Consider the following 20007-nt stretch of genomic DNA (forward strand, 5'->3'; position numbering starts at 1 on the left):
CCACACGCACCAACCCGTGGGCTGCGAGATCGACTGACATCAATCACACCGTGGCTCTAGAACGCGGTGGTCCGACTATCGGGGACCTGCCACTCCGACTGAAGCTGATTGAGAGAGTCAGCTGTCGGGACAGACACGGTTGACCGTGTCAGCGAGAGAGGCTGCAGCGGCGGTGGCGGAAGCTTGGGTGGACCTCGGTGGTACCTAATTCTTGTCCTGAGGCGTGGAGCGTGTAGGTGGCGCTGAAGTAGTAAACTAAGACGGTTCGTTGGTTGGGCAGCCAGTGGGCCTCGGGTTCGATTCCCTGGGTTTGGTTGGGCATCCTTGGGCGCCGATCTTCCTGGTTCTGACTCGTTTGCTGAGTGTTCTGCCCGATAGGGCCATGACATGGGCGTTGAATCGGCCAGGAAAGGAGTCGCTTATGGGAGCTCTCGTGCGTACCTTGGTCGCTTTGGTGCAATCTGTTCTAGAGACGGCGTGGACATGCGGAGCCGGGTTGTTGGTCGCCCACTGGCTTGACTGAGCCGACGACTTACAAGTGCGTCTCGCGATCTGAGCAAACCGCATAGCGCGATCAGGGGCGTCTGCTTCCTTCACCGTGAACTTGCTGACGGTGTCTGGCTTTGGATCTGGCTGACAAACTCGGAATTGAGGTACCGCCAGCTCTGGGGCGGTTCCATTCCGAGGTCTCTAAGTCGGTCAAGGGGCAAGGGCACGGTTGTTGAGACGGGTGCGCTGAGGCGTAGACCGAATGCCCTTGATGCTCCCGCGAAGTAGGAAAGGTAGTCGCGGCGGGCTATGCCTGTTTCCGGTCCATGCTTCCTCCATAGGTAATCTGGCGAGGCTTCAATGACGTCGGACAACGTTGCCCATCCCACAACAGCCATAGTTGGACTGGAGGCGTATATCACTACAGTCGAACCCAGTGCAAGGCTGGGTTTGGTTCTGCGCAGCTCAATAGTTTTCTGACCCAACAAGATTGACCCCGCGTACATTGGCTTGATCGAAATCAAAAGGGCGGTTCCCTCGGCGAGGGTTGTGCGTTCAGCGGAGCTGGTCAATTCCGCGCCCTTTCTGGTAGAGCAATGTGAAGAGCTTGTTGCTGATCTTCACAGGTTGCAGGCTTGGCAACGTAACATGCCCGGCCGACAATCGTCTGACGTCGTCGAGGCCTACAGGACACTTGAAGATTTCTGTATCGGCGAATCGGAGAAACGCCACTTCGTTGGCGGCGTTTGCTGACCGACGGATGGTGTCCAGGTCCCAGACGCCGAGTCTTTTGAACTGACGGAAAAGCGTTTCGGGAGATCCAATTCCGGTCTCGACTAGGCGTGAGTAAGCGACGATGGCTTTGTCCACTCTGCTGGAGTACCACAGGATGCGACCTGGTGCTTCCTGTTTAGTTCGAGCTGCACGGTAGTAGACGTTCTCCCGTGACAACCCTAAAGTCGTGGGCCTTGTCAACAGGGTGGTTGTGTGTCCAAGTAGGTCATACGCGAAGTTGCTGCGTATTGAGACGACGTATGTCGGTAATTCGGCGTCGTTGATCTTGACCGGCCACCACGCTTTCTCTAGTTCGGCTACCTGCATGGTATTTGGAAGCGCCTCCGATGGAACTTCAGGCGCGTGCGCGGCGAGGGCAGCTGCCCGTACTGTTGCCCAGTCGCCGCAGACGGTCAACGATGTTGCAGCCCAGTCACTGTTGGGAGTTCTCGAGAAGCCCTCTGTTTGCATGGATGCTACAACGGTGGCACTCGGATGCGGGTCGGTGATGCGTATCGCTGTGGATGAGTGGTCGGGGAGGTCGTTGCGGAGCAGGTAGAGGAGTTGCCTAGAGATGGTCGTCGCGAGTGGCGAATCCGATACGCGCAGAAGCGGCACCTCGATTCTGCCGTTATTTGAGCGACGGGTCGCCCAGGCCGCGACAACCTCGCCCCGCGGGTCGAGTAAGAGGCTACGTTTCATGTCGGCAGCCGACAGTTCTGCAATGGATCTTATTCGTTCGCTGAAGGCGGCCCGCCGCTCACTGGCAGCGTTGTTGAGGAGTGCGTCGACGGCCCGACTCGACCATAAGCTGTGGTCACCCGAGGAGACCTCGTAACTCGTTTCCTGTAGTCGGGCCGGTAGGTAGTTGGAGTCAAATTCCCTACGATGCAGGAATGCCGCGAGTTCGGTTGGGTCGAGCACCGCTATCCCATGGACGTCGAGTGCTCGGCCTCCAAGGTGGCGCACGGTGTTCACGTCGCGGGTGATATACACATCTGCACCGCCCAGCGCGGCCTCGACGATCAGACGTGAGTCGTTCTTGAGGCTCGCGTCTCGCGTCAGAACGTCAATGTCGACATAGGCGAGGAGGTCGGCGTGAGCCTCGCTGACTGCCTGCTCGTCCACCGGTAGCACTGGATACGAGGCTGTGCAGTCGAGCAGCCGCCTGCGAACGACGTCGTCGGCGGTCCGGTTCAGTTCGGCGGGCACCGAGCTAGGCAACGCGAGTTGAATCTGACTATCGCCAGCTAGCAACGCAACGGCCCCGGAGAACCGACCTTCACGATCGGCGCGCGTCGAATGCAGGTCGGAGAACACGTTGCTATCGATCGCAACGAGCGGCACGTCGGATTGATGTGCCTGAACGGAGAACAGATCCATTTCGCTCGCAGCAGCTCGCCACCACACTGTAAGCAAATGTCCCGCAGCACTCCTGCCGGCGACGTCAGTTCGGGGACGAAAGCCTAACTTGGGCCACATTTCATACGATGGCCAGTCACGTCTGCATTTAAGTCTCAGACCGGACGACTGAGGGTTGAGTTCGTCCACGCACTCGACCATGCGCCGGGCGAGGTCCCGCCCAAGATGCTGGTTGTCGACGCACAAGTGCACGATTCTGACGTAAGTCCTGGTCGGTGCGTAGAGACAGTATCCTGCGAGTGATCCATCGGTGCTGGTCGCAATGACGATATGACGACGTTCGGCTGCTTCGGCATACCCTGAATGTGGAAGGAATCCCAGTGTTTTGCGATTCTTGTCGCCAAGCCGCACCACATCGGACACATCGACGGATCGTTCTGCTGGGATCCGCAAGACCCGGTAATCGTTGGAGTTCACAGCCACACGCGCATTATCAGTGAAAAACGGCGAATAACCGGGACGTCGGTCTGTTCGGCGCGGCCGAGTTCGAATACCCAGGAGAGTTTGCTCAACGAGCAAAGACCGCTGTGAGTCGCGTGCCGCGCCTCGATGACTGATGGTAGGACCTACGGGGGTGGCGGAGCGTCGAGTCACTCGCCATTTTATGCACCGGTCCTACGCCGATTAGAGTTGAAAGCGGCGCCCCACTTCATCGCCTGTCGGCTTCAGCGCACCGTCGCCTGTCACGAAGTGGGTCGGGCTAGGCTGACCTCGGTTCGACCCGGTGACGACGTAGTCGATCCGGCCGGACGGTCTGAGTCGATCGGCTTCGGGTGCTCACCGGTGGGGTCAACACCGACCTCGAGGAACGAGTGCGCCGACAGCCGCATTTACCGCGGGAGCCGGGTGTGCTGCCCGCGGAATGAACCTCGACGCTCATAACTGCGGCCCTGCGCGTCAGTTCGGTTGCCACCTGTTGCTCGGCCGCCGTTCGCTCTACAGTGAAATCTTGGACATTTCGTGGATCGCGTTGGGTAGTTTGGACGACTCAGGCCGCTCCGAATCGTCGCACGTTCAGGCGGATTCACCACGGTCTAGACGGACTCTCGTCGCTGATCTCGGTGTCACGAGCGTGTCACATGTCGGTACGAACGGACGTGGATGCGGGTGGTACCGCGTGGACGATTGAAGCAGGTCAGGGGCATTTCGGTGGTTCCATGCGGACGTATGTGGTTGTCTCCCAACATACTTGTAAGCGAGCGGTAAACGGTTCGATCCCGTTAGGGGGCTCCAGCGAAAAGGCTCCGACCAGATGGTGTGGTCGGAGCCTTTTTCGTGTGGTCGCCCGGTGCCTCAGTGCACACTATCGACGGTTATCGACGGGATCCCGTCGAAAGCGGCCGATAGTGTGCATATGACGCGCAGTCAGCAACCACCTGGGTCAGTCCCCTGGTGCAGGAGATCGCTGCCGTAAGGCATCATGAGTTGATGAGCGATCTCGAGTACCTCGCCACTTTGCTTGCTGGACTGGATGCGGAGATTGCGCGAGTCTCTGCTGCCGAATCGGGCTCCGACGAGCAGTTGTCTGCCATCGATGACGCGGTCGATGCCGTTTTGCGGTTGCGCGGGAAGGTCAAGGCCGGTTACCCCGGGAAGAAGGCTTACTACATCGCAGCGTCGACCGATCCGAAGGGGATCAGAGTCGAGGGAATTTCTGCCCTGCAAGGTAAACGCGCACACAAGCTGGTGCGAGACGGCGGTTGGATGCACGCGGATTCCACTACGGCGCTCGATCTTCTCGATGACGATCAGATCAGTCGATACCGAGCCGTCGCGGGACGCGGCGTGGCGCAGACGTTTCGCGACTCACGTGAATATCTCGCAGCGGCAACAGGTCTCGCCGAAAAATAGACCACACCAGCTCACTTCGGTCTTGCGTTGTTGTGCTGCAATCGAATTCGAGGCGCTGTCCGGGTACGGAGGCCTGGGCTGCGTCGCACCTACCCGAATGGGTAGCTTTCGGCCATGGCGTCTCGCCGTACGACAATCTTCGATTAGGTTCAGAGTAGTGCGAGCGCCCATCCGAAAGGTCGACCGAAGATGTCCAGTTTTCCTGGCTTGGCCCACGTTGCAATAACGGTGACGGACCTCGAGAAGAGCGTCGAATGGTATTCGAGGTTGTTCGATTCCCGCCCGGTTCTGGACGAGGACGAGGAGTCGGGAACTTTTCATCATTCGGTCTTCGCGCTCGCGAACGGCATGCTGTTCGGGCTCCATTCACACCATGGTTCGACGGCTGAGGGGCCGTTCGACGAACGCCGCGTAGGCCTGGATCACATTGCGTTCGGTTGCTCCCAGGAAGAACTGGCCCAGTGGCGAGACAGGCTGGACGAGCTGAAGATCGAACACTCCGGGATCAAACACGCAGGATACGGTTCGGGCATCTCGTTCCGGGACGTGGACAACATCGCACTCGAATTCTTCGCCCCGCCTGCGTGAGTGCCCGCTGCGCAAACCCTTCGAGCGATGGTCAGCGGCGGGCCGCGGCGAACACGTCGACCGGGTGCGGCACCCGGGGCCTGCCGTCGGCGCCGGGCACCGAGACGGCGTCGAGATAGGCCCGCACTGGTCCGCGCAGCTCGGGGGTCAGCCGGGCCTGCACCGCGAAGTCGAGCACCCGCTCGCTCGCGGAGGCGAGGCCGACCAGTGCGTCCAGGGTGACAATCTCGTCGAGGGCGATGCCGCCGTCTATGAAGGCCTTCTCGACGTCGGCGCTGAACCATTGTCGATGTCCTTCCAGCGGTGGGGCGAGCACGTCGACCAGGGCGTTGAGCGCGCCTCGGGGTGCGTTGAGCACCCACAGTTCGCCGCCGGGTCGCAGCAGTTCGAGGGCACCATGGAGGGTCTCTTCCACGTCGGCGACGTAGTAGATCGAGTGCACGAACAACACGACGTCGAAGGTCTCGTCCAGCGGGGCGTTACTGAACGACGCGACGTGCACGTCGACGCTGAGCTCGTCGGCCCCCAGCGCAGCCATGTTGGCGGTGAAAAGCCCCGCGCTCCCGGACCAGGGTTCGATGCCGACGTAGCGCACCGGTCGGCCGGGCACCGCCAGCACCAGAGAATCGGCGAGCTGGACATCGAGCGAGCCGTCACCGCAGCCCACCGAAAGCACCGAGACCGGTCCGTCGCCCATCGTGGCCAGCCTGCCTGCGAGGTGCTCGGCGATGAGGCCGCGCTGGTCGGAGAGCTGCTCGAACGCGGCGTGGTCGCGAGCGTAGGACTTGGGCTCGAGGCCGGCCAGGGCCGGAGCACCGCGCCGTAGGGCGCGTAAGTCGTCGAGGAGCACGGCTGCGGTGCCGATCGACGGGGTCGGAGCTACGTTGGACATCAGACCGAGTCAACCACGACGCCCCACCCGGTGCATTGAGGTCGGCTTTCTGAGAGAGACGAGGACTCGTGTGAGCAGCGGAGATACAGCCGACCGGAGTCTCGAGCACTGGAGCGAGGCGGGTCGTACGGGCATGGAGGCGTTCTATGCCCTTGCCACCGAGGATTACCGCCAGCTGGCGCTGGCCGCCGACTGGCCCGGCCTGCTCGCCGAACGTGCGCACGAGGGCTGGTCGCTGCTCGACGTGGCCTGCGGCAGCGGCAAGTTTCCCACCGCGCTGCGGCATTACACCGACCTCTCTGCGCTGCCCGAGCTGGCCTACGACCTGCTCGACCCTTCGGCGTTCTCGGTGGCCGAGGCGCGCGCCGCGCTGGGCCCGCCGTTCTCGGCCAGAGAAGACCTGGTGATGACATTGCAGGACCTCCCCGCCGACCACACCGGTTACGACGTCGTGTGGGCCACCCATGCGCTCTACGCCCTGCCGCCGACCGAGCTGGACGCCGCGGCCGAGCGGTTCGTGGCCGCATTGGCCACCGGTGGCCTGGGCCTGGTCGCACAGGCCACAGCTAATTCCCACTACCTCGCTTTTTACGACGCCTTTCGCGCCGGTGTGCGCGAGGCGACGCCGTACACGAGCGCCGAGCAGGTGCGTGACTCGCTGATCCGAGCCGGCGCGGATGTCCGCGACCAGCGTGTCACGTACACCACCGGCACGTCGGATCGTGCCGTCGTCGAGGGCTTCCTGCAGCGCTGCGCCTTCGACGACTCCGTGTCGCTGGAGGAGATGGAGGCGGCCCCGGTACTGGGCGAGTACCTGGCTTCCTGCCGCGACGACTCCGGCTCCTACACCTTCTCCCACGAGGCGGCCCTGCTGTGGATCTGAACAACACGTCGGATCTGAACAACACGTCGGCTCTGAACAACACGTCGGCTCTGAACAACCAGACCAACGATCGGCTCCCCGAACAGAACCGGGACGGCGGTATCGAGCAGGACTGGGCGGGCGACGACCAGGACTGGTGGGACTGGTACGTCACGCTGGCTGCCAACGACCAGGTGCCCACCGAGCTGGTCGACGGCCCGGGCCTGCCCGACGCTCCGGCGGCCACCGACGAGCAGGTCGAGCGCGAGCTGGCCGAGCCCTACGACCTCGACCCGTCCGCGGCCCGGGCCTTCGCGCGGGAGGCTTTCGTGCGGCTGCCCGGCGTGCTCTCGCCGGCCGTCGTACGACGCCTCGCCGAGCACCTCGACGGGCTGCTGCGCGCCGAGCACGGTGACGACGTCGCCGGCCGGTTCACCGCGCTGGAGCAGATGTGGCTACATGATGATCTGATGCGCGCCGTGGCGCTGTCGCCCCGAATCGGCGGCCTGGCTGCGACCTTGCTCGACGAACCCGGCGTTCGGCTCTACCACGACAACGCGCTGTCCAAGGAGCCCGGCTGCGGCCGCACGCCCTGGCACCACGACGCCGAGCATTTCCCGCTGCAGACTACCCAGGCGGTCACGGCCTGGATGCCGATGTCGGCGATCCCCGGCCGGATGGGTCCACTGTCGTTCGCCCGCGGCCGCGAGGTGCTGGGCGAGGTAGCCGACTTGGAGTTCGACAAGGTCGGGACCTCGTACGACGAGGCCGTCACCCAGCGCTTCGTCGATCGCGGCGTCGCGGTGGAGTCCGGGCCGTTCGCGGTGGGCGACGTGTCGTTCCACTCGGCGCTGTGCTTCCACACCGCGGGCCCCAACCTGACGACGCAACCGCGCCGGGCGCTGGCCACCACCTACTTCGCCGATGGGGCGCGGGTGACGTCGTCGCCGACGCTCATCAGCGGCACCTGGCGCGAGTTCCTCCCAGGTGTCGAGCCCGGCGGCCTCGCGGCCTCGGAGCTCAACCCGGTGGTCGGCCGCCGCAGCTGAGCCGATCGGGTCGGTCAGTCGGGCCGGAGACCCCTAGGACGCCGCCGCCCGGTGCGCTGATCTGATCAGCGATCCTGCCAGTGTGGTGTGCGTTTGCCGAGAAACGCGGAAATGCCTTCCTGGGCATCGCGGGTCGTCGCATTGTTCGCCATGACCTCCTGCATCGCAGCGTAGGCGTCGCTCTCGGACAGCTCGATCTGTTGGTAGAACGCCTCTTTGCCGATACCGATGGTCATGGCACTCGAGCTAGCTATGGTCTCGGCCATCGACCGGCTGACGGTGTCGAGGGATTCGGGGGCAACGACCTCGTTGACGAGACCCCACTGCAGAGCGGTTGCCGCGTCGATCATTTCTCCGGTCAGCAGCATCCGCATCGCCTGTTTGCGTCCGATTGCCCGAGTCAAGGCCACCATGGGCGTCGAGCAGAACAACCCGATCTTCACACCAGGGGTGCTGAAACGAGCGGTGGAGGAGGCAATCGCGAGGTCGCAGGAGGCGACGAGTTGGCAACCGGCAGCCAGGGCCATGCCCTGCACCGCAGCGATCACGGGCTGGCGAACGCGGTGAATGGTCATCATCATCTCCGTGCAGACGGCGAAGATCTCGCGTTCCTCTTCCAGGGACCGCCCGACCACTTCGGTCAGGTCGTGGCCGGCCGAGAATGCGGGTCCTTCGGCGCGAACGACGATCACGCGTACGGCAGGGGTCGTTGATAGATCGAGCAGTGCCTGTTGGAACGAGCGCATAGTTGCCACCGAGAGCGGATTTCGACGCTCCGGCTCGGTCAATATCACGTAACCGATGGTGTTTTCGACGGAGGTCGTGACAGCTGCAGCGGACGAATTCTGTGACATGAAAATCGCTCCTGTGGTGTGACGGCGGACGTCGCGCTGAGTGAGGTCGTGCAAGCGTACGTGCCGTAGAGGGGCCAGATCGGTCGAAAAACAATTTCGTCGAGATCGACGTGGGTGCCAGGACCACGGCATCACGGTGGAGCCCGTTTCGCCCGACGGCTCCGAGAGCTCGCGTGTTGACCGAAGTTAATGTCGTATCGACTTACCTATTGCATTCCAACAGCGCTTCTGTTTCAGTAAGTAAATCAGAATTAGTCAACTTCAGGAGTTTGGGATGACGCGAAGAGCAGTGGTTGCAGGCGTAGGAATGATCCCCTTCGCGACACCGAGCCGGTCCGAGACATACGACGTGATGGGAACGACGGCAGCGCGTGCCGCCCTCACCGACGCGGGTGTGGAGTACAGCGCAATTCAGCAGGCCTACGCGGGCTATGTCTACGGTGATTCCACATGCGGACAGGCCGTCGTATACGGCCTCGGCCTGACTGGAATCCCAGTCATCAACGTCAACAACAACTGCTCGACCGGCTCATCGGCCCTGTTCCTCGCCCGACAGGCTGTCGAGTCGGGTGCGGTCGACGTCGCGCTCGCGGTCGGCTTCGAGCAGATGCAGCGGGGTGCGCTGGCTATGGGATTCACCGACCGACCGTCGCCGTTCGCGCGGTTCGACGAAGTGATGGATCAGGTCCAGGAACGGGACGAGTCACCTTTCGCCGCTCAGATGTTCGGTGGTGCAGGTCGTCAATACGCCGAGAAGTACGGCACCGCACCCGAAACGTTTGCAAAGATTTCCGTCAAGTCCCGCCTGCACGCCGCGAACAATCCGTACGCGGTGTTCAAGACGCCGACCAGCGTCGAAGAAGTACTCGCCTCACCGCACATCTACGGCACGCTCACGCGACTGCAATGCTGCCCGCCCACCTGCGGCGCGGCGGCGGCAGTCATCGTCAGCGAGGAATACGCCAAGAAGAACGGTCTCGACGCGTCCATTGTGATCAAAGCCCAAGCGATGACGACCGACTTTTCCTCGACATTCGACGAAAACGACATGACCAAGGTCGTCGGCTACGACATGTCGAAGGCTGCGGCGCAACAGGTTTACGAAATGTCCGGCGTCGGGCCCGAAGATATCCGCGTCGTCGAATTGCACGACTGTTTCACTGCCAATGAGCTGCTCACCTACGAGGCAATCGGCCTCACACCCGAGGGAACAGCCGAAAAGTTCATCAACGACGGCAACAACACCTACGGCGGCCAGGTTGTCACCAACCCCTCCGGTGGCCTGCTGTCCAAGGGGCACCCGCTCGGTGCGACGGGTCTCGCGCAGTGTGCGGAGCTGGTGTGGCAGTTGCGCGGCCAGGCACAGGCCCGTCAGGTCGAGGGAGATCTCAAAGTGGCCTTGCAGCACAACATCGGTCTCGGCGGCGCCGCCGTGGTCACCCTCTACGAGAAGGTGAGCTGAGCATGGCCGTCGATACCGCAGTGATCGGAACCGTGTTCGAGCCCGTCGACATCACTGTCGATGCAGCGAGGTTGCGATTTTTCGCCAAGGCCATCGGTGAGACGAACCCGGTCTATACCGACGTCGAGGCAGCCAACGCAGCCGGGTACGAGGATCTGCCTGTCCCGCCGACCTTCCTGTTCTCCATCGAGCTCGACAGTCCCGACCCATTCGCTTGGTTGTCGGACCTCGGTGTCGATCTGCGTTTCGTCCTACACGGCGAACAAGCATTCACCTACCACTCGATCGCCTACCCGGGTGACACGTTGACTGCGAAGTCGACGATCGCCGATGTGTACTCGAAAAAGGGCGGTGCACTGGAATTCATCGTGAAAGACACCGCCGTAACGCGCGCCGATGGATCCGCTGTGGCGGACCTGAAATCTGTACTCGTCGTGCGAAACCCAGGAGTCGGAAAATGACATTTACCGAACACATCGAGGTCGGCACCGAGCTCCCCACGTTGGAGATCGACAAGATCACGAGAACGACGTTGGCCCTGTTCGGCGGTGCCTCGGGCGATCACAACCCGATGCACATCGACATCGACGTTGCCAGGTCGGCAGGACTCGAAGACGTCTTCGCGCACGGCATGCTTTCAATGGCATACCTGGGTCGTCTGTTGACCAATTGGATTCCGCAGCAGGATATTCGCTCGTACCAGGTGAGGTTTGCTTCCATCACGCCCGTGTTGGCCAAGCCCACTGCCACCGGCAAGGTTGTCTCGATCGATCGGGTCGACGGTGAGCGGCGCGCCACCGTCGAACTCGCCGTCACCCTCGCCGACGGCACCGTCGCACTCACTGGCGACGCAATCGTCGCCATCAACTGAAAGAGACTGCACACCATGGGAACTCTGAACAACAAGGTTGCGATCGTTTCTGGCTCCGGCCGCGGGATCGGCAGAGAAATCGCGCTCAAGCTTGCCCGAGAGGGCGCAAAGGTGGTCGTCAACGACCTCGATGCTGAACCGGCCGATGAGACCGTTGCCGCGATCGAGGCCGCCGGCGGTCTCGCCGTTGCGTGCGCCGGAAGTGTCACCGAAGACGGCTTTGCCGAGCGTTTCGTACAGACCGCCGTCGATTCTTTCGGCGGACTCGACATCATCGTCAACAATGCGGGTTACACCTGGGATTCGGTGATTCAGAAGATGACCGACGAGCAGTGGGATGCGATTCTCGACGTACATCTCAAAGCTCCGTTCCGTATTCTGCGCGCCGCACAGCCCGTCATCGCCGCTGCGGTCAAGAAGGCCAAAGCCGCGGGTGAACCTATCCCATGCCGCAAGGTCGTCAACATCTCTTCTCTTGCCGGAACCGGTGGAAACCCAGGCCAGGCCAATTACTCCTCGGCGAAGGCCGGTGTCACTGGGCTGACCAAGACGTTGGCGAAGGAATGGGGCCGGTACAACGTCACCGTCAACACTGTTGCATTCGGATTCATCAAGACCCGCCTCACCGAAGCGTCGGCCGATGGCCAAGCCACGATCGATGTTCAAGGCAAAGAGATCAAGGTCGGGGTCAACCCCGACCTGATGACCGCGATGGAACAGATGATCCCACTCGGTCGCGCCGGCGCACCGAGCGAAGCTGCAGGGGCGGTCTACTTGTTCTGCACCCCCGAATCCGATTACGTCAGTGCGCAGACCTTGGTCTGTGGCGGCGGCTTCAACTTCTAGGAGTCGAGAACATGGGCACAGCAGAATACCGATCATCGTGGATCGACGACGACATAGTCGCCTTGAAGGACATGGCCACAAAGTTTTTCGAAGCCGAACTCCTTCCGAACCAGGAGCGGTTCGCGGATCAGAAATCTGTCGACCGAGACGTGTGGAACAAAGCCGGCAATCTCGGTCTGCTGTGTGCATCGATTCCGGAGGAATACGGCGGAGGGGGCGGCACCTACGCACACGATTTCGCCATTTTCGACGCGCAGTACCGTCTAGGCGACACCAGCTTCGGCAACATGGTCCACAGTGGCATTGTCGCGCACTACATCCTGGCTTACGGAAGCGAGGAACAGAAGCAACGGTGGCTACCCAAGATGGCATCAGGTGAGCTCGTCGGTGCTATCGCGATGAGCGAACCGGGCGCAGGATCCGACTTGAAAATGTTGCGTACCAATGCTGTTCGTGACGGTGGCGAATATGTGGTCAACGGAGCCAAAACCTTCATCTCCAACGGAAAACACGCCGATCTCGTCATCGTCGCAGCCAAGACGGATCTCTCTGCCGGCGCCAAGGGTGTCTCGTTGATAGTGGTGGAGACAGCTGACGTCGACGGTTACCGCGTGGGCCGCGTACTCGACAAGATCGGCATGAAGGGACAGGACACGGCCGAGCTCTTCTTCGAGGACGTTCGGGTCCCGGCCGAGAATCTGCTCGGCGACGAGGGCGCAGGGTTCGGCTATCTGATGAAGCAACTCCCACACGAACGACTGGTCATCGGAGTGTGTGCGGCAGCCGCCACCGAGACTGCCGTCGCGATCACGGTGCAGTACACCAAGGACCGTTCGGCATTCGGCGGACCACTGTTCGATATGCAGAACACGCGCTTCCAACTGGCAGAGTGCGCGACCCTGGCGAGAGTGTCGCGAGTGTTCGTCGACAACTGCATCGAACGCCATCTGCGTGGTGAACTCGACAGCACCACAGCGTCGATGGCAAAGGCGTACACGACCGATGTTCAAGGTCGAGTCGTCGACACATGTCTTCAGTTGTTCGGTGGCTATGGGTACATGGCCGAGTACCAGATCGCTCGCATGTACGCGGACGCTCGTGTTCAACGTATCTATGGCGGCTCGAACGAGGTAATGAAAGATCTGATCGCCCGTTCACTGTGACGGCACACCGCGAAAATGGAAGTGAGAGTCCCGTGGGCCCTTTGAATGGCGTACGCGTGGTCGAGATTGCGAGCCTGGCGCCGGCACCCTTCGGATGCATGATCCTCGCGGACATGGGGGCCGAGGTGATCAGGATCGAGCGTGCCGGCGGCGCAAGGGGAATAGGGCTCACTCCGCCCGCCGGACCTCTCGACCGCGGACGACGCAGCATCGCGGTGGATCTGAAGGACCCCGCCGGAGTCGCAGTTGTTCGGAAGCTGATCGAAAGCGCTGATGTCTTCGTCGAAGGCTTCCGGCCCGGAGTGGCCGAACGTCTCGGGATCGGCCCGGACGCGCTGTTGCAGATCAATCCGAAGTTGGTCTACGGCCGAATGACCGGTTGGGGTCAGGATGGCCCGCTCGCAGCACGCGCGGGTCACGACATCAACTACATCGCGATCGCGGGTGCGCTGGAGCCGATCGGCCGTGCCGGGGAGCGCCCACACGCGCCGATGAATCTGCTCGGTGACTTCGGCGGCGGCGGCTTGATGTTGGCCCTCGGAATCGTCTCCGCGCTGTTCGAGCGGCAGCAATCCGGGCAGGGGCAGGTGGTCGATGCTGCAATGGTCGACGGGGCAGCACTGTTGACCACCTTCATGCATGGCATGCATGCAAGTGGAATGTGGGACGGAGAGCGGGGTACCAACGCGCTCGACGGCGCCGCGCCCTTTTATGACACGTACGAAACATCCGACTGCAAGTTCATGGCAGTCGGTTCCGTCGAACCACAGTTCTACGCTCTTTTGCTCGGCAAGCTGGGTCTGACCGACGCCGAACTTGCAGTTCAATTGGACGTGGCCACGTGGCCCGACGTGAAGACTGCAATCTCACGGGTGTTCAGGGAGAAGACCCGCGCGGAATGGACCGAAATTTTCACGGACTCCGATGCGTGTGTCACGCCGGTGCTCTCACCCTGGGAAGCGCACGAGCATCCACACAATGAAGCCCGGGGAGCTTTCGTCGAGGTCGACGGCCTGATCCAACCCGCGCCCGCCCCGCGGTTCAGCCGAACCGCAAACGCGCATCCGGTCCCGATGGATGCAGGAGGTCGTAATGTTGCCCGGACGTTGGCGAGCTGGGGTCTCGACGAGGAAACGGTTGCAGCGTTGACGTCTTCGAAAGCCGTGTGCTGAACCGAGTCAGGCACTCGTGTGTGGACCGATATCCATGATCCGGTCACCGATGATGGACAGTTCCTCCACGAGGTGAGACCTTTCGGATACCTCAGGGCTGTTCACCAGGATATTGACCGTAGTGATTGCAGCGAGAGCAATCGCCCGTAGTTCCTCGCTGTCCACGCCGGGGTTCATGGTCCCGAGGAGGTGAACCCATTCGTCGACGTACTCGCGTTGACGGGAACGCAGTCGGTGGCGGAGGGGGTCGGCGAGACTCGCGGTCTCGTTGACCACGATGGTGATCAGAGCAGGGTGATTGGTCATGACGTCGATGTATGAGAGTAGGGCGAGATGCAGGGCATCGGGTGCCGAATGTGCCTGCGTGAGAGCGCTGTTGAGGCCAGCGTCGAGTAGGTCTGCGCCGCGATTGAGTGCCGCGAGCAATATCTCGTCCTTCTTCACGAAATGGTTGTAGATACTCGGGCCGGTCATCCCTGCCGCTTGCCCGATGTCGTCCATCGTGACGGCATGGAACCCGTGTTCGGCGAATAGTCCGGCCGCTTCGACGAGTAGGAGTTCCCGCCGTGACCGTCGCGTGTGCTGCGGCGACAATCCGTCCCGGTGGGGCGACCCGGCGGATTCATCGGGCTCCAGACGAGTGTCGGCGATCCTGCTGACCATGCCTTCCAGCGCATCGGTAAACCGATCGTCCGGGACCTGTGCACGGTGATAGGAGGGACTGAGAAGAACCGTCAGTACCGCGCGCGCGAGAAGATCGCAGCTCTCGGGATCCAGGGTTTCCCGGCGGGCTGCGATCACAGTGCTGACCTTTTGGTGGCAGTAGTGCAATCGCCGTCTCAACTCCACCCGTTCGATTCGGGGAAGATTGCGGGCTTCGCGCTGCCATAGGATTCCGATTCCGCGACGAGACACGGCCAACGCGACAAGCCGTGTCATCGTTGTGGTGAAGTCCAGACTGTCGTCGCTGAGCGCCTCGACGAACCGGTCGGATCCTTCGAAGGTCAGCTCGATGAGCATGGCCTCCTTGTTGCGGAAGTGGCGGTACAGCGCTCCCGGGGTGATGCCGACTGCATCGGCGATTGCAGCGATGCTGGCGTTGTTGTAGCCGACGTTGCCGAATTGATCCGCAGCGACGCTGAGTATCTGCGCCTTGCGGTCACGAGGGCGACGGGTACCTACGCTTGCTGCACCTGCCCGGGTCGTGCTCATTTCCCACCTATCCGTTCGTGACGCGTTGATTCTAGGTTCCGCTTCCATGGTCACTGAAGTGGATCACCGATGGGTAGGTGACCTTTTCGGGTCCCGGCCTGAAGACGTTCTCGATTTGCGACCGAGGATGTCATTCGGAGTCGAGCATCGAAACTAATAGGAGTTTACTTAAGTGACAAATAAGCATTGCATGACCGGTTTTTCACCGCTATGGTCGTGATTACGAATTCACGTGTGATCTACGTTACTGGGAGATGGACATGCCGACAATTGGGAGTGCCCTCACGACAAGTGCACAGCGATGCCCGGACCGGACTGCGCTGGTCTACGGCGACATCAGGCGAACCTACGGAGAGCTCGACGCCGAGGTGAATCGGGTTGCGCACGCGCTCGCGAGAGTCGGGCTCACCAAGGGAGACCGTCTTGCCTTGATGGCAGGTAATTCCGATTGGTTCGTGATCGCGTTCTATGCCGCCGCGAAGCTCGGTGCTGTCGTGGTGCCGATCAACCCCAGGTCGGCTCCTCCCGAACTGCGGTACCTGCTCGAGGACTCCGGTGCCACAATTCTTGCCTTCGATTCTACGGTTGCCGCTGTAGTGCGCGAGGTGGCGGAAGCAACGCCGGAAAGCGACGCACCGCTCCTGCTCTTGGCGCTCGGTGTGGTCGAGGGTTATCCGAGTCTCGCCGTGTTGGCCGAGCAGGAAACCTCTGAGCACCCTGACGTGCAGGTTCTGGAGTCCGACGATTCGCTGATCCTCTATACCTCAGGTACGACAGGTAAGCCGAAGGGTGCACTTTTCGATCATCATCGGACCATTTGGGTCGGTGTGAGCATCACGAGCTTGTTCGGGATCACGGACGGGGATCGATTGCTGCACGTCGCGCCGCTCTACCATGCCGCAGAGCTGACGATGATGTTGATTCCAGGGACGATGGTAGGGGCTACTCACGTCATCCTTCCTGCGTTCGATCCCGCCGCGGTACTGGAGGTGTTCGAGTCCGAACGGATCACCGGATTCTTCGGCGTCCCAACGATGTACCAGCTTCTGCTTCGGCATCCTGATCTTGGCAAACGCGACTTGTCCTCCTGGCGCACAGGCATCTTCGGTGCGGCACCGATGCCAGCAGCTGCGGTCGAACGCCTGCTGGAAGCACTCCCTCAGGTCGAGCTGTATCAAGCATGTGGGCAGACCGAAGGTGGTCCGGGCGGAATCTACAGTCGGCCGGCAGAAGTACGGGCCAATCCTTCGGCTAGTGGACGGTCGAGTTTACTGGCTACCGTTGTGCGCGTGGTGGATCCAGAAGGCAAGGACGTTCCTGCAGGCTCCACCGGTGAGCTGATCATGCAGGGTGAAACGGTCATGAAGGGTTACTGGAACAAGCCTGCGGAGACCGCAGATGCAATTCGTGACGGGTGGCTGCACACCGGGGACCTCGCCAACGTCGACAGCGACGGCTACATCACCCTGGTCGACCGCATGAAAGACATGATCATCACGGGCGGTCGCAACGTTTACTCCGTCGAGGTCGAGAGCGCACTCGCAGGGCTCGCCGGCGTAGCCGACTGCGCGGTTGTGGGCCGGAAGAACGAAGAGTACGGCGAGACCATCGTCGCAATCGTCACCCCCTTACCTGGCTGTGAAATTACCCTGGAAGACCTTCGAGAGGGAGCAAGCAAGCTGATCTCGAATTACAAACTTCCACGCGAACTGGTGATCGCCGAGATCCCCCGTAACCCATCGGGGAAGATCCTCAAGCACACACTGCGTGACCGATTGACCGAGACTTTCACGAGCGGTCCGGTATCGGCACCGACGGCGTGATCGAGCACCGCACCGCGCCCCGACGTTTCGGGCTTGCTGCCGCAGTGTGCGCCATGGTGTTGCTTCCTGTTGCGCCTGCGCACGCGGTCCCACTGCCCGGACAACTCGCGGGCCGCACGGAGATTGCGTTCCCCGCCAACGAGTCCGACGACGGGGGAGTGCAAGCAAGTTACGTCAGCTTCGAAGATCCACTGCCTGCGGCTGCGGGGCAACGGCCACCGCAGTGTGATCGATTGGGCTACACACGTTTCCGTGCGACAGCTGGACCGGACAATTCGGAAGAGTCGGCGTCGGTGTTCGTCACTATGCCTGGATATCTCGAGGGTGCAGGCTCAGCCGAGCCGTTGGCGCGCAATACCGTACGCGCAGCAGGAGAGCGTGGGCAGTACGTCGAGGTGTGGGTCTTGGATCGGAGAGCGAATTGTCTGGAAGATCATCGCGGACTCGTCGCTGCCGCTGACCGACAGGATCCGAATCTTGCGTTCGGCTACTACGGTCGTGGCCAGGAAATCGAGGGAGTCCGGTACTCCCCGGCGGCTTCGATCGACACTGCATTCCTCGGCACTATCGGATTGAAGCAGACTCTCGAAGACCAATTCACGGTCATGCAGCAGTTGTCTCCGAACTACCGGAAAACCCGGACGATGTGTGGGGGACATTCACTCGGCGGCCTGACGACAGGCGCATTCGCCAACTGGGATTTCGACGGTACACCCGGATACGATCAATGCGCCGGATACTTCGTTCTCGATTCCCGCATGGATGTTTCCGATTCGACCTTCGCCGCTGTGTCCGGATTGGTCGGAAGTGCGCTACCCGGGAACTTGGCTGCAACAGTTCAGCCGTTGAACAACGCCTTGCCCTACATTCCCTTGTCCGAAGCCACCTTCACGATGCTGTCGTCGATGTTGTCGGCGGCGAGCATCGACCCCGGAGCAGCAAGCACCATCCTGCCGAATATTCAACAGGATCTTGTCGCTCAGCTCGGAGCTCGTGCGGTGTCAGCGCCGAACTATCTCGACTTCCTTCTCGGACAGCCTGATCTGCGGACTCGGTCCTATTCGAACTCTGCGGCAGTAGGCCTCGTTCTGGATGACAACTCGATGCCGATCGGGTTCGGGCGGGTGAGTATCGGAAGCTTCGATTCCCCGGTTGCACCTAAACTGTTTCCCCTTTCCTACGGCAGCGGTGCTGCATTCGCAGGCATCCTCGGCGGTAACAAGTCGGTGGCGCCTGCAGCTGGTAACAGTGCAGTCGGCTGGACCGCCTACGACCAGGTCGCACGTACAGGCAGCGAAACCGTAGACGGTGATGTGTTCACCACGAGGGAGAGTGAGGTCACCGATATCTCTCAATTTTCCAGAGCGTGGTCCAATCCCGTTGTAGACGGTTTGGAATGGTATTTTCCGACTCGCTTGCTGACGGAAACCCTCGCCTCCAATACTGGTGATCGCACTGGCGATTTGGTAAATCTGCGATACGACGTGACGCCCCGGTCGAAGGTGATCTACGTCGATGCAGGAGAAACTGGCTTCGCTGCCGGCTTGGATTCCCTCGGCACTACGTCGGTGGGAGCCGGTACCAGAGTGGACGCGCCCGGTTACAACCACTTGGACCTGGTGACGGCAGCGTGGAATCAAAACAACGGCCGACCTGAGGTAGTAAGCCACTCGTTGATCGACTTCCTGAACGATCGGGTGATCTCAACAGACTGAAACCGACGGCAGCGGATAACCGTGGCTGCATCTCACCGCGCGGCGTCTTCGGCTTTTCATGCGGTGAGGAGCGATCGTCACAGATCAGATTGCAACGAGAGCGGGCAGTCCCAACACCGCCGAAGTTGAATTACGCGGGAGTCGGGGGCACTCTGTTCAGTCATGACAGACCTTGCATTCCGTCCGGCCAGGGGCGTGTTGGTGACAGGTGCTTCGCGGGGTATCGGACGTGCCGTCGCGCGTGCGTTCGCCGAGCGAGGCGATCGTGTCGCCGTGCACTATCGGACGGGCCGCGAAGAGGCCGAGGAAACACTCCGGCAGCTTCCGGGCGAGGGGCATGCGCTCGTGCAGGGCGACCTGGCGGACCCTCAGGCTGCGCTGGCCCTCGTCGCGGAGGCGATCGCGAATGTGGGTGGGGCGGTGGATGTTCTGGTGTGCAATGCGGCTGTGGCGCCGTCCGAGCGCAACCGTCATTCGGTGGCAGAGACGTCGTACGACGAGTGGGTGTCGAGTTGGCGAACCATGGTCGACGTCAACTTGCTGGGCGCGGCCAACGTGACCTGGGCTGTGGCCAACCATCTGATAGAGCGACAAGTGCCGGGAGCGATCGTGAATGTGGGCTCGCGGGGTGCGTTCGTGGGTGAGCCCGAGCATCCGGCGTACGGCGCGAGCAAGGCGGCGTTGCATGCGTTCGGTCAGTCGATGGCGTTGGCGTTGGCTCCGCATCGAATCAGCGTGACCTCGGTGGCGCCTGGTTTCATCGCCACCGAGCGGCAGCACATCAAGCTGGCAGGCCCGACGGGAGACACCATCCGTAACCAGAGCCCATCCGGCCGGGTCGGCACCCCCGAGGAAGTCGCAGCCGGTGTCGTCTACCTTGCCTCGCCGGAGGCTATGTGGTCCTCGGGCACGATCCTCGACATCAACGGTGCGTCGTACCTGCGGTGACGAGAGGTGCTGTG

General features: G+C 61.7%; 17 protein-coding genes. 13 read left to right on the forward strand and 4 right to left on the reverse strand.

Annotated features, from left to right (window positions below; genetic code table 11):
• Window positions 1-1044 precede the first annotated feature (1044 nt).
• Window positions 1045-2646 (reverse strand): hypothetical protein, encoded by a 1602-nt coding sequence (locus BJD99_RS11430; RefSeq protein ID WP_143542129.1) that lies wholly within the window; start codon window positions 2644-2646, stop codon window positions 1045-1047.
• Window positions 2647-4113: 1467 nt separating this feature from the next.
• Between BJD99_RS11430 and BJD99_RS11435 the strand changes: the two genes are divergently transcribed.
• The gene (locus tag BJD99_RS11435) at window positions 4114-4536 is read left to right on the forward strand and encodes a phosphate acetyltransferase (protein WP_084346974.1); all 423 of its coding nucleotides are present in this window, start codon (window positions 4114-4116) and stop codon (window positions 4534-4536) included.
• 189 nt (window positions 4537-4725) lie between these two features.
• On the forward strand, window positions 4726-5124 hold the full coding sequence (locus tag BJD99_RS11440) for a VOC family protein (protein WP_084346975.1): 399 nt from the start codon (window positions 4726-4728) through the stop codon (window positions 5122-5124).
• Window positions 5125-5155: 31 nt separating this feature from the next.
• Here BJD99_RS11440 and BJD99_RS11445 read toward each other — a convergent pair whose 3' ends face one another.
• The gene (locus BJD99_RS11445; protein WP_084346976.1) at window positions 5156-6016 is read right to left on the reverse strand and encodes a bifunctional 2-polyprenyl-6-hydroxyphenol methylase/3-demethylubiquinol 3-O-methyltransferase UbiG; all 861 of its coding nucleotides are present in this window, start codon (window positions 6014-6016) and stop codon (window positions 5156-5158) included.
• Window positions 6017-6149: 133 nt separating this feature from the next.
• Between BJD99_RS11445 and BJD99_RS11450 the strand changes: the two genes are divergently transcribed.
• Window positions 6150-6899 (forward strand): bifunctional 2-polyprenyl-6-hydroxyphenol methylase/3-demethylubiquinol 3-O-methyltransferase UbiG, encoded by a 750-nt coding sequence (locus BJD99_RS11450; protein WP_084346977.1) that lies wholly within the window; start codon window positions 6150-6152, stop codon window positions 6897-6899.
• Window positions 6890-7927 (forward strand): phytanoyl-CoA dioxygenase family protein, encoded by a 1038-nt coding sequence (locus BJD99_RS11455; RefSeq protein WP_084346978.1) that lies wholly within the window; start codon window positions 6890-6892, stop codon window positions 7925-7927. Before BJD99_RS11450 ends, BJD99_RS11455 begins: the two co-directional genes overlap by 10 nt.
• A gap of 65 nt (window positions 7928-7992) precedes the next feature.
• Here BJD99_RS11455 and BJD99_RS11460 read toward each other — a convergent pair whose 3' ends face one another.
• Window positions 7993-8781: an enoyl-CoA hydratase gene (locus BJD99_RS11460; protein ID WP_084347100.1), complete on the reverse strand. Its 789-nt coding sequence runs from the start codon at window positions 8779-8781 to the stop codon at window positions 7993-7995.
• Between the two features lie 274 nt (window positions 8782-9055).
• On the opposite strand from BJD99_RS11460, the gene BJD99_RS11465 reads away from it, so the two are divergent.
• Genes BJD99_RS11465 through BJD99_RS11490 form a run of 6 tightly spaced genes read left to right on the forward strand, consistent with a single transcriptional unit; the run spans window position 9056 to window position 14295 of the window.
• Entirely contained in the window at window positions 9056-10243 is a 1188-nt protein-coding gene (locus BJD99_RS11465; RefSeq protein WP_084346979.1) for a lipid-transfer protein, read from the forward strand.
• Between the two features lie 2 nt (window positions 10244-10245).
• Window positions 10246-10704: a MaoC family dehydratase N-terminal domain-containing protein gene (locus BJD99_RS11470; protein WP_084346980.1), complete on the forward strand. Its 459-nt coding sequence runs from the start codon at window positions 10246-10248 to the stop codon at window positions 10702-10704.
• Window positions 10701-11114 (forward strand): MaoC/PaaZ C-terminal domain-containing protein, encoded by a 414-nt coding sequence (locus tag BJD99_RS11475; RefSeq protein WP_084346981.1) that lies wholly within the window; start codon window positions 10701-10703, stop codon window positions 11112-11114. Before BJD99_RS11470 ends, BJD99_RS11475 begins: the two co-directional genes overlap by 4 nt.
• A 15-nt stretch (window positions 11115-11129) precedes the next feature.
• Window positions 11130-11960, forward strand: a complete 831-nt coding sequence (locus tag BJD99_RS11480; protein ID WP_084346982.1) for an SDR family NAD(P)-dependent oxidoreductase — start codon at window positions 11130-11132, stop codon at window positions 11958-11960.
• Between the two features lie 11 nt (window positions 11961-11971).
• Window positions 11972-13123, forward strand: a complete 1152-nt coding sequence (locus tag BJD99_RS11485; RefSeq protein ID WP_084346983.1) for an acyl-CoA dehydrogenase family protein — start codon at window positions 11972-11974, stop codon at window positions 13121-13123.
• 32 nt (window positions 13124-13155) lie between these two features.
• On the forward strand, window positions 13156-14295 hold the full coding sequence (locus BJD99_RS11490) for a CaiB/BaiF CoA-transferase family protein (RefSeq protein WP_084347101.1): 1140 nt from the start codon (window positions 13156-13158) through the stop codon (window positions 14293-14295).
• A gap of 6 nt (window positions 14296-14301) precedes the next feature.
• Here BJD99_RS11490 and BJD99_RS11495 read toward each other — a convergent pair whose 3' ends face one another.
• Window positions 14302-15507: a TetR/AcrR family transcriptional regulator gene (locus BJD99_RS11495; protein WP_179142302.1), complete on the reverse strand. Its 1206-nt coding sequence runs from the start codon at window positions 15505-15507 to the stop codon at window positions 14302-14304.
• Between the two features lie 260 nt (window positions 15508-15767).
• On the opposite strand from BJD99_RS11495, the gene BJD99_RS11500 reads away from it, so the two are divergent.
• The 3 genes from BJD99_RS11500 (at window position 15768) to BJD99_RS11510 (ending at window position 19993) form a co-directional block, all read left to right on the forward strand.
• Window positions 15768-17330 (forward strand): class I adenylate-forming enzyme family protein, encoded by a 1563-nt coding sequence (locus tag BJD99_RS11500; RefSeq protein WP_084347102.1) that lies wholly within the window; start codon window positions 15768-15770, stop codon window positions 17328-17330.
• Window positions 17327-19045 (forward strand): hypothetical protein, encoded by a 1719-nt coding sequence (locus tag BJD99_RS11505; protein ID WP_084346985.1) that lies wholly within the window; start codon window positions 17327-17329, stop codon window positions 19043-19045. Before BJD99_RS11500 ends, BJD99_RS11505 begins: the two co-directional genes overlap by 4 nt.
• A gap of 162 nt (window positions 19046-19207) precedes the next feature.
• A complete protein-coding gene (locus BJD99_RS11510; protein WP_084346986.1) occupies window positions 19208-19993 on the forward strand; it encodes an SDR family NAD(P)-dependent oxidoreductase in 786 nt (261 codons plus the stop codon).
• The last annotated feature ends 14 nt before the right edge of the window (window positions 19994-20007 follow it).

Source organism: Rhodococcus sp. 1163, assembly GCF_002091985.1.
GTDB lineage: Bacteria > Actinomycetota > Actinomycetes > Mycobacteriales > Mycobacteriaceae > Rhodococcoides.

Bases quoted from the DNA above. Each gene is read 5' to 3' on its own strand.
- BJD99_RS11480 (WP_084346982.1), top strand. From the start codon at position 11,130: ATGGGAACTCTGAACAACAAGGTTGCGATCGTTTCTGGCTCCGGCCGC.
- BJD99_RS11460 (WP_084347100.1), bottom strand. From the start codon at position 8,781: ATGTCACAGAATTCGTCCGCTGCAGCTGTCACGACCTCCGTCGAAAAC.
- BJD99_RS11450 (WP_084346977.1), top strand. From the start codon at position 6,150: ATGGAGGCGTTCTATGCCCTTGCCACCGAGGATTACCGCCAGCTGGCG.
- BJD99_RS11485 (WP_084346983.1), top strand. From the start codon at position 11,972: ATGGGCACAGCAGAATACCGATCATCGTGGATCGACGACGACATAGTC.
- BJD99_RS11495 (WP_179142302.1), bottom strand. From the start codon at position 15,507: ATGAGCACGACCCGGGCAGGTGCAGCAAGCGTAGGTACCCGTCGCCCT.
- BJD99_RS11440 (WP_084346975.1), top strand. From the start codon at position 4,726: ATGTCCAGTTTTCCTGGCTTGGCCCACGTTGCAATAACGGTGACGGAC.
- BJD99_RS11510 (WP_084346986.1), top strand. From the start codon at position 19,208: ATGACAGACCTTGCATTCCGTCCGGCCAGGGGCGTGTTGGTGACAGGT.
- BJD99_RS11500 (WP_084347102.1), top strand. From the start codon at position 15,768: ATGCCGACAATTGGGAGTGCCCTCACGACAAGTGCACAGCGATGCCCG.
- BJD99_RS11475 (WP_084346981.1), top strand. From the start codon at position 10,701: ATGACATTTACCGAACACATCGAGGTCGGCACCGAGCTCCCCACGTTG.
- BJD99_RS11465 (WP_084346979.1), top strand. From the start codon at position 9,056: ATGACGCGAAGAGCAGTGGTTGCAGGCGTAGGAATGATCCCCTTCGCG.
- BJD99_RS11470 (WP_084346980.1), top strand. From the start codon at position 10,246: ATGGCCGTCGATACCGCAGTGATCGGAACCGTGTTCGAGCCCGTCGAC.
- BJD99_RS11430 (WP_143542129.1), bottom strand. From the start codon at position 2,646: ATGGATCTGTTCTCCGTTCAGGCACATCAATCCGACGTGCCGCTCGTT.
- BJD99_RS11445 (WP_084346976.1), bottom strand. From the start codon at position 6,016: ATGTCCAACGTAGCTCCGACCCCGTCGATCGGCACCGCAGCCGTGCTC.
- BJD99_RS11435 (WP_084346974.1), top strand. From the start codon at position 4,114: ATGAGCGATCTCGAGTACCTCGCCACTTTGCTTGCTGGACTGGATGCG.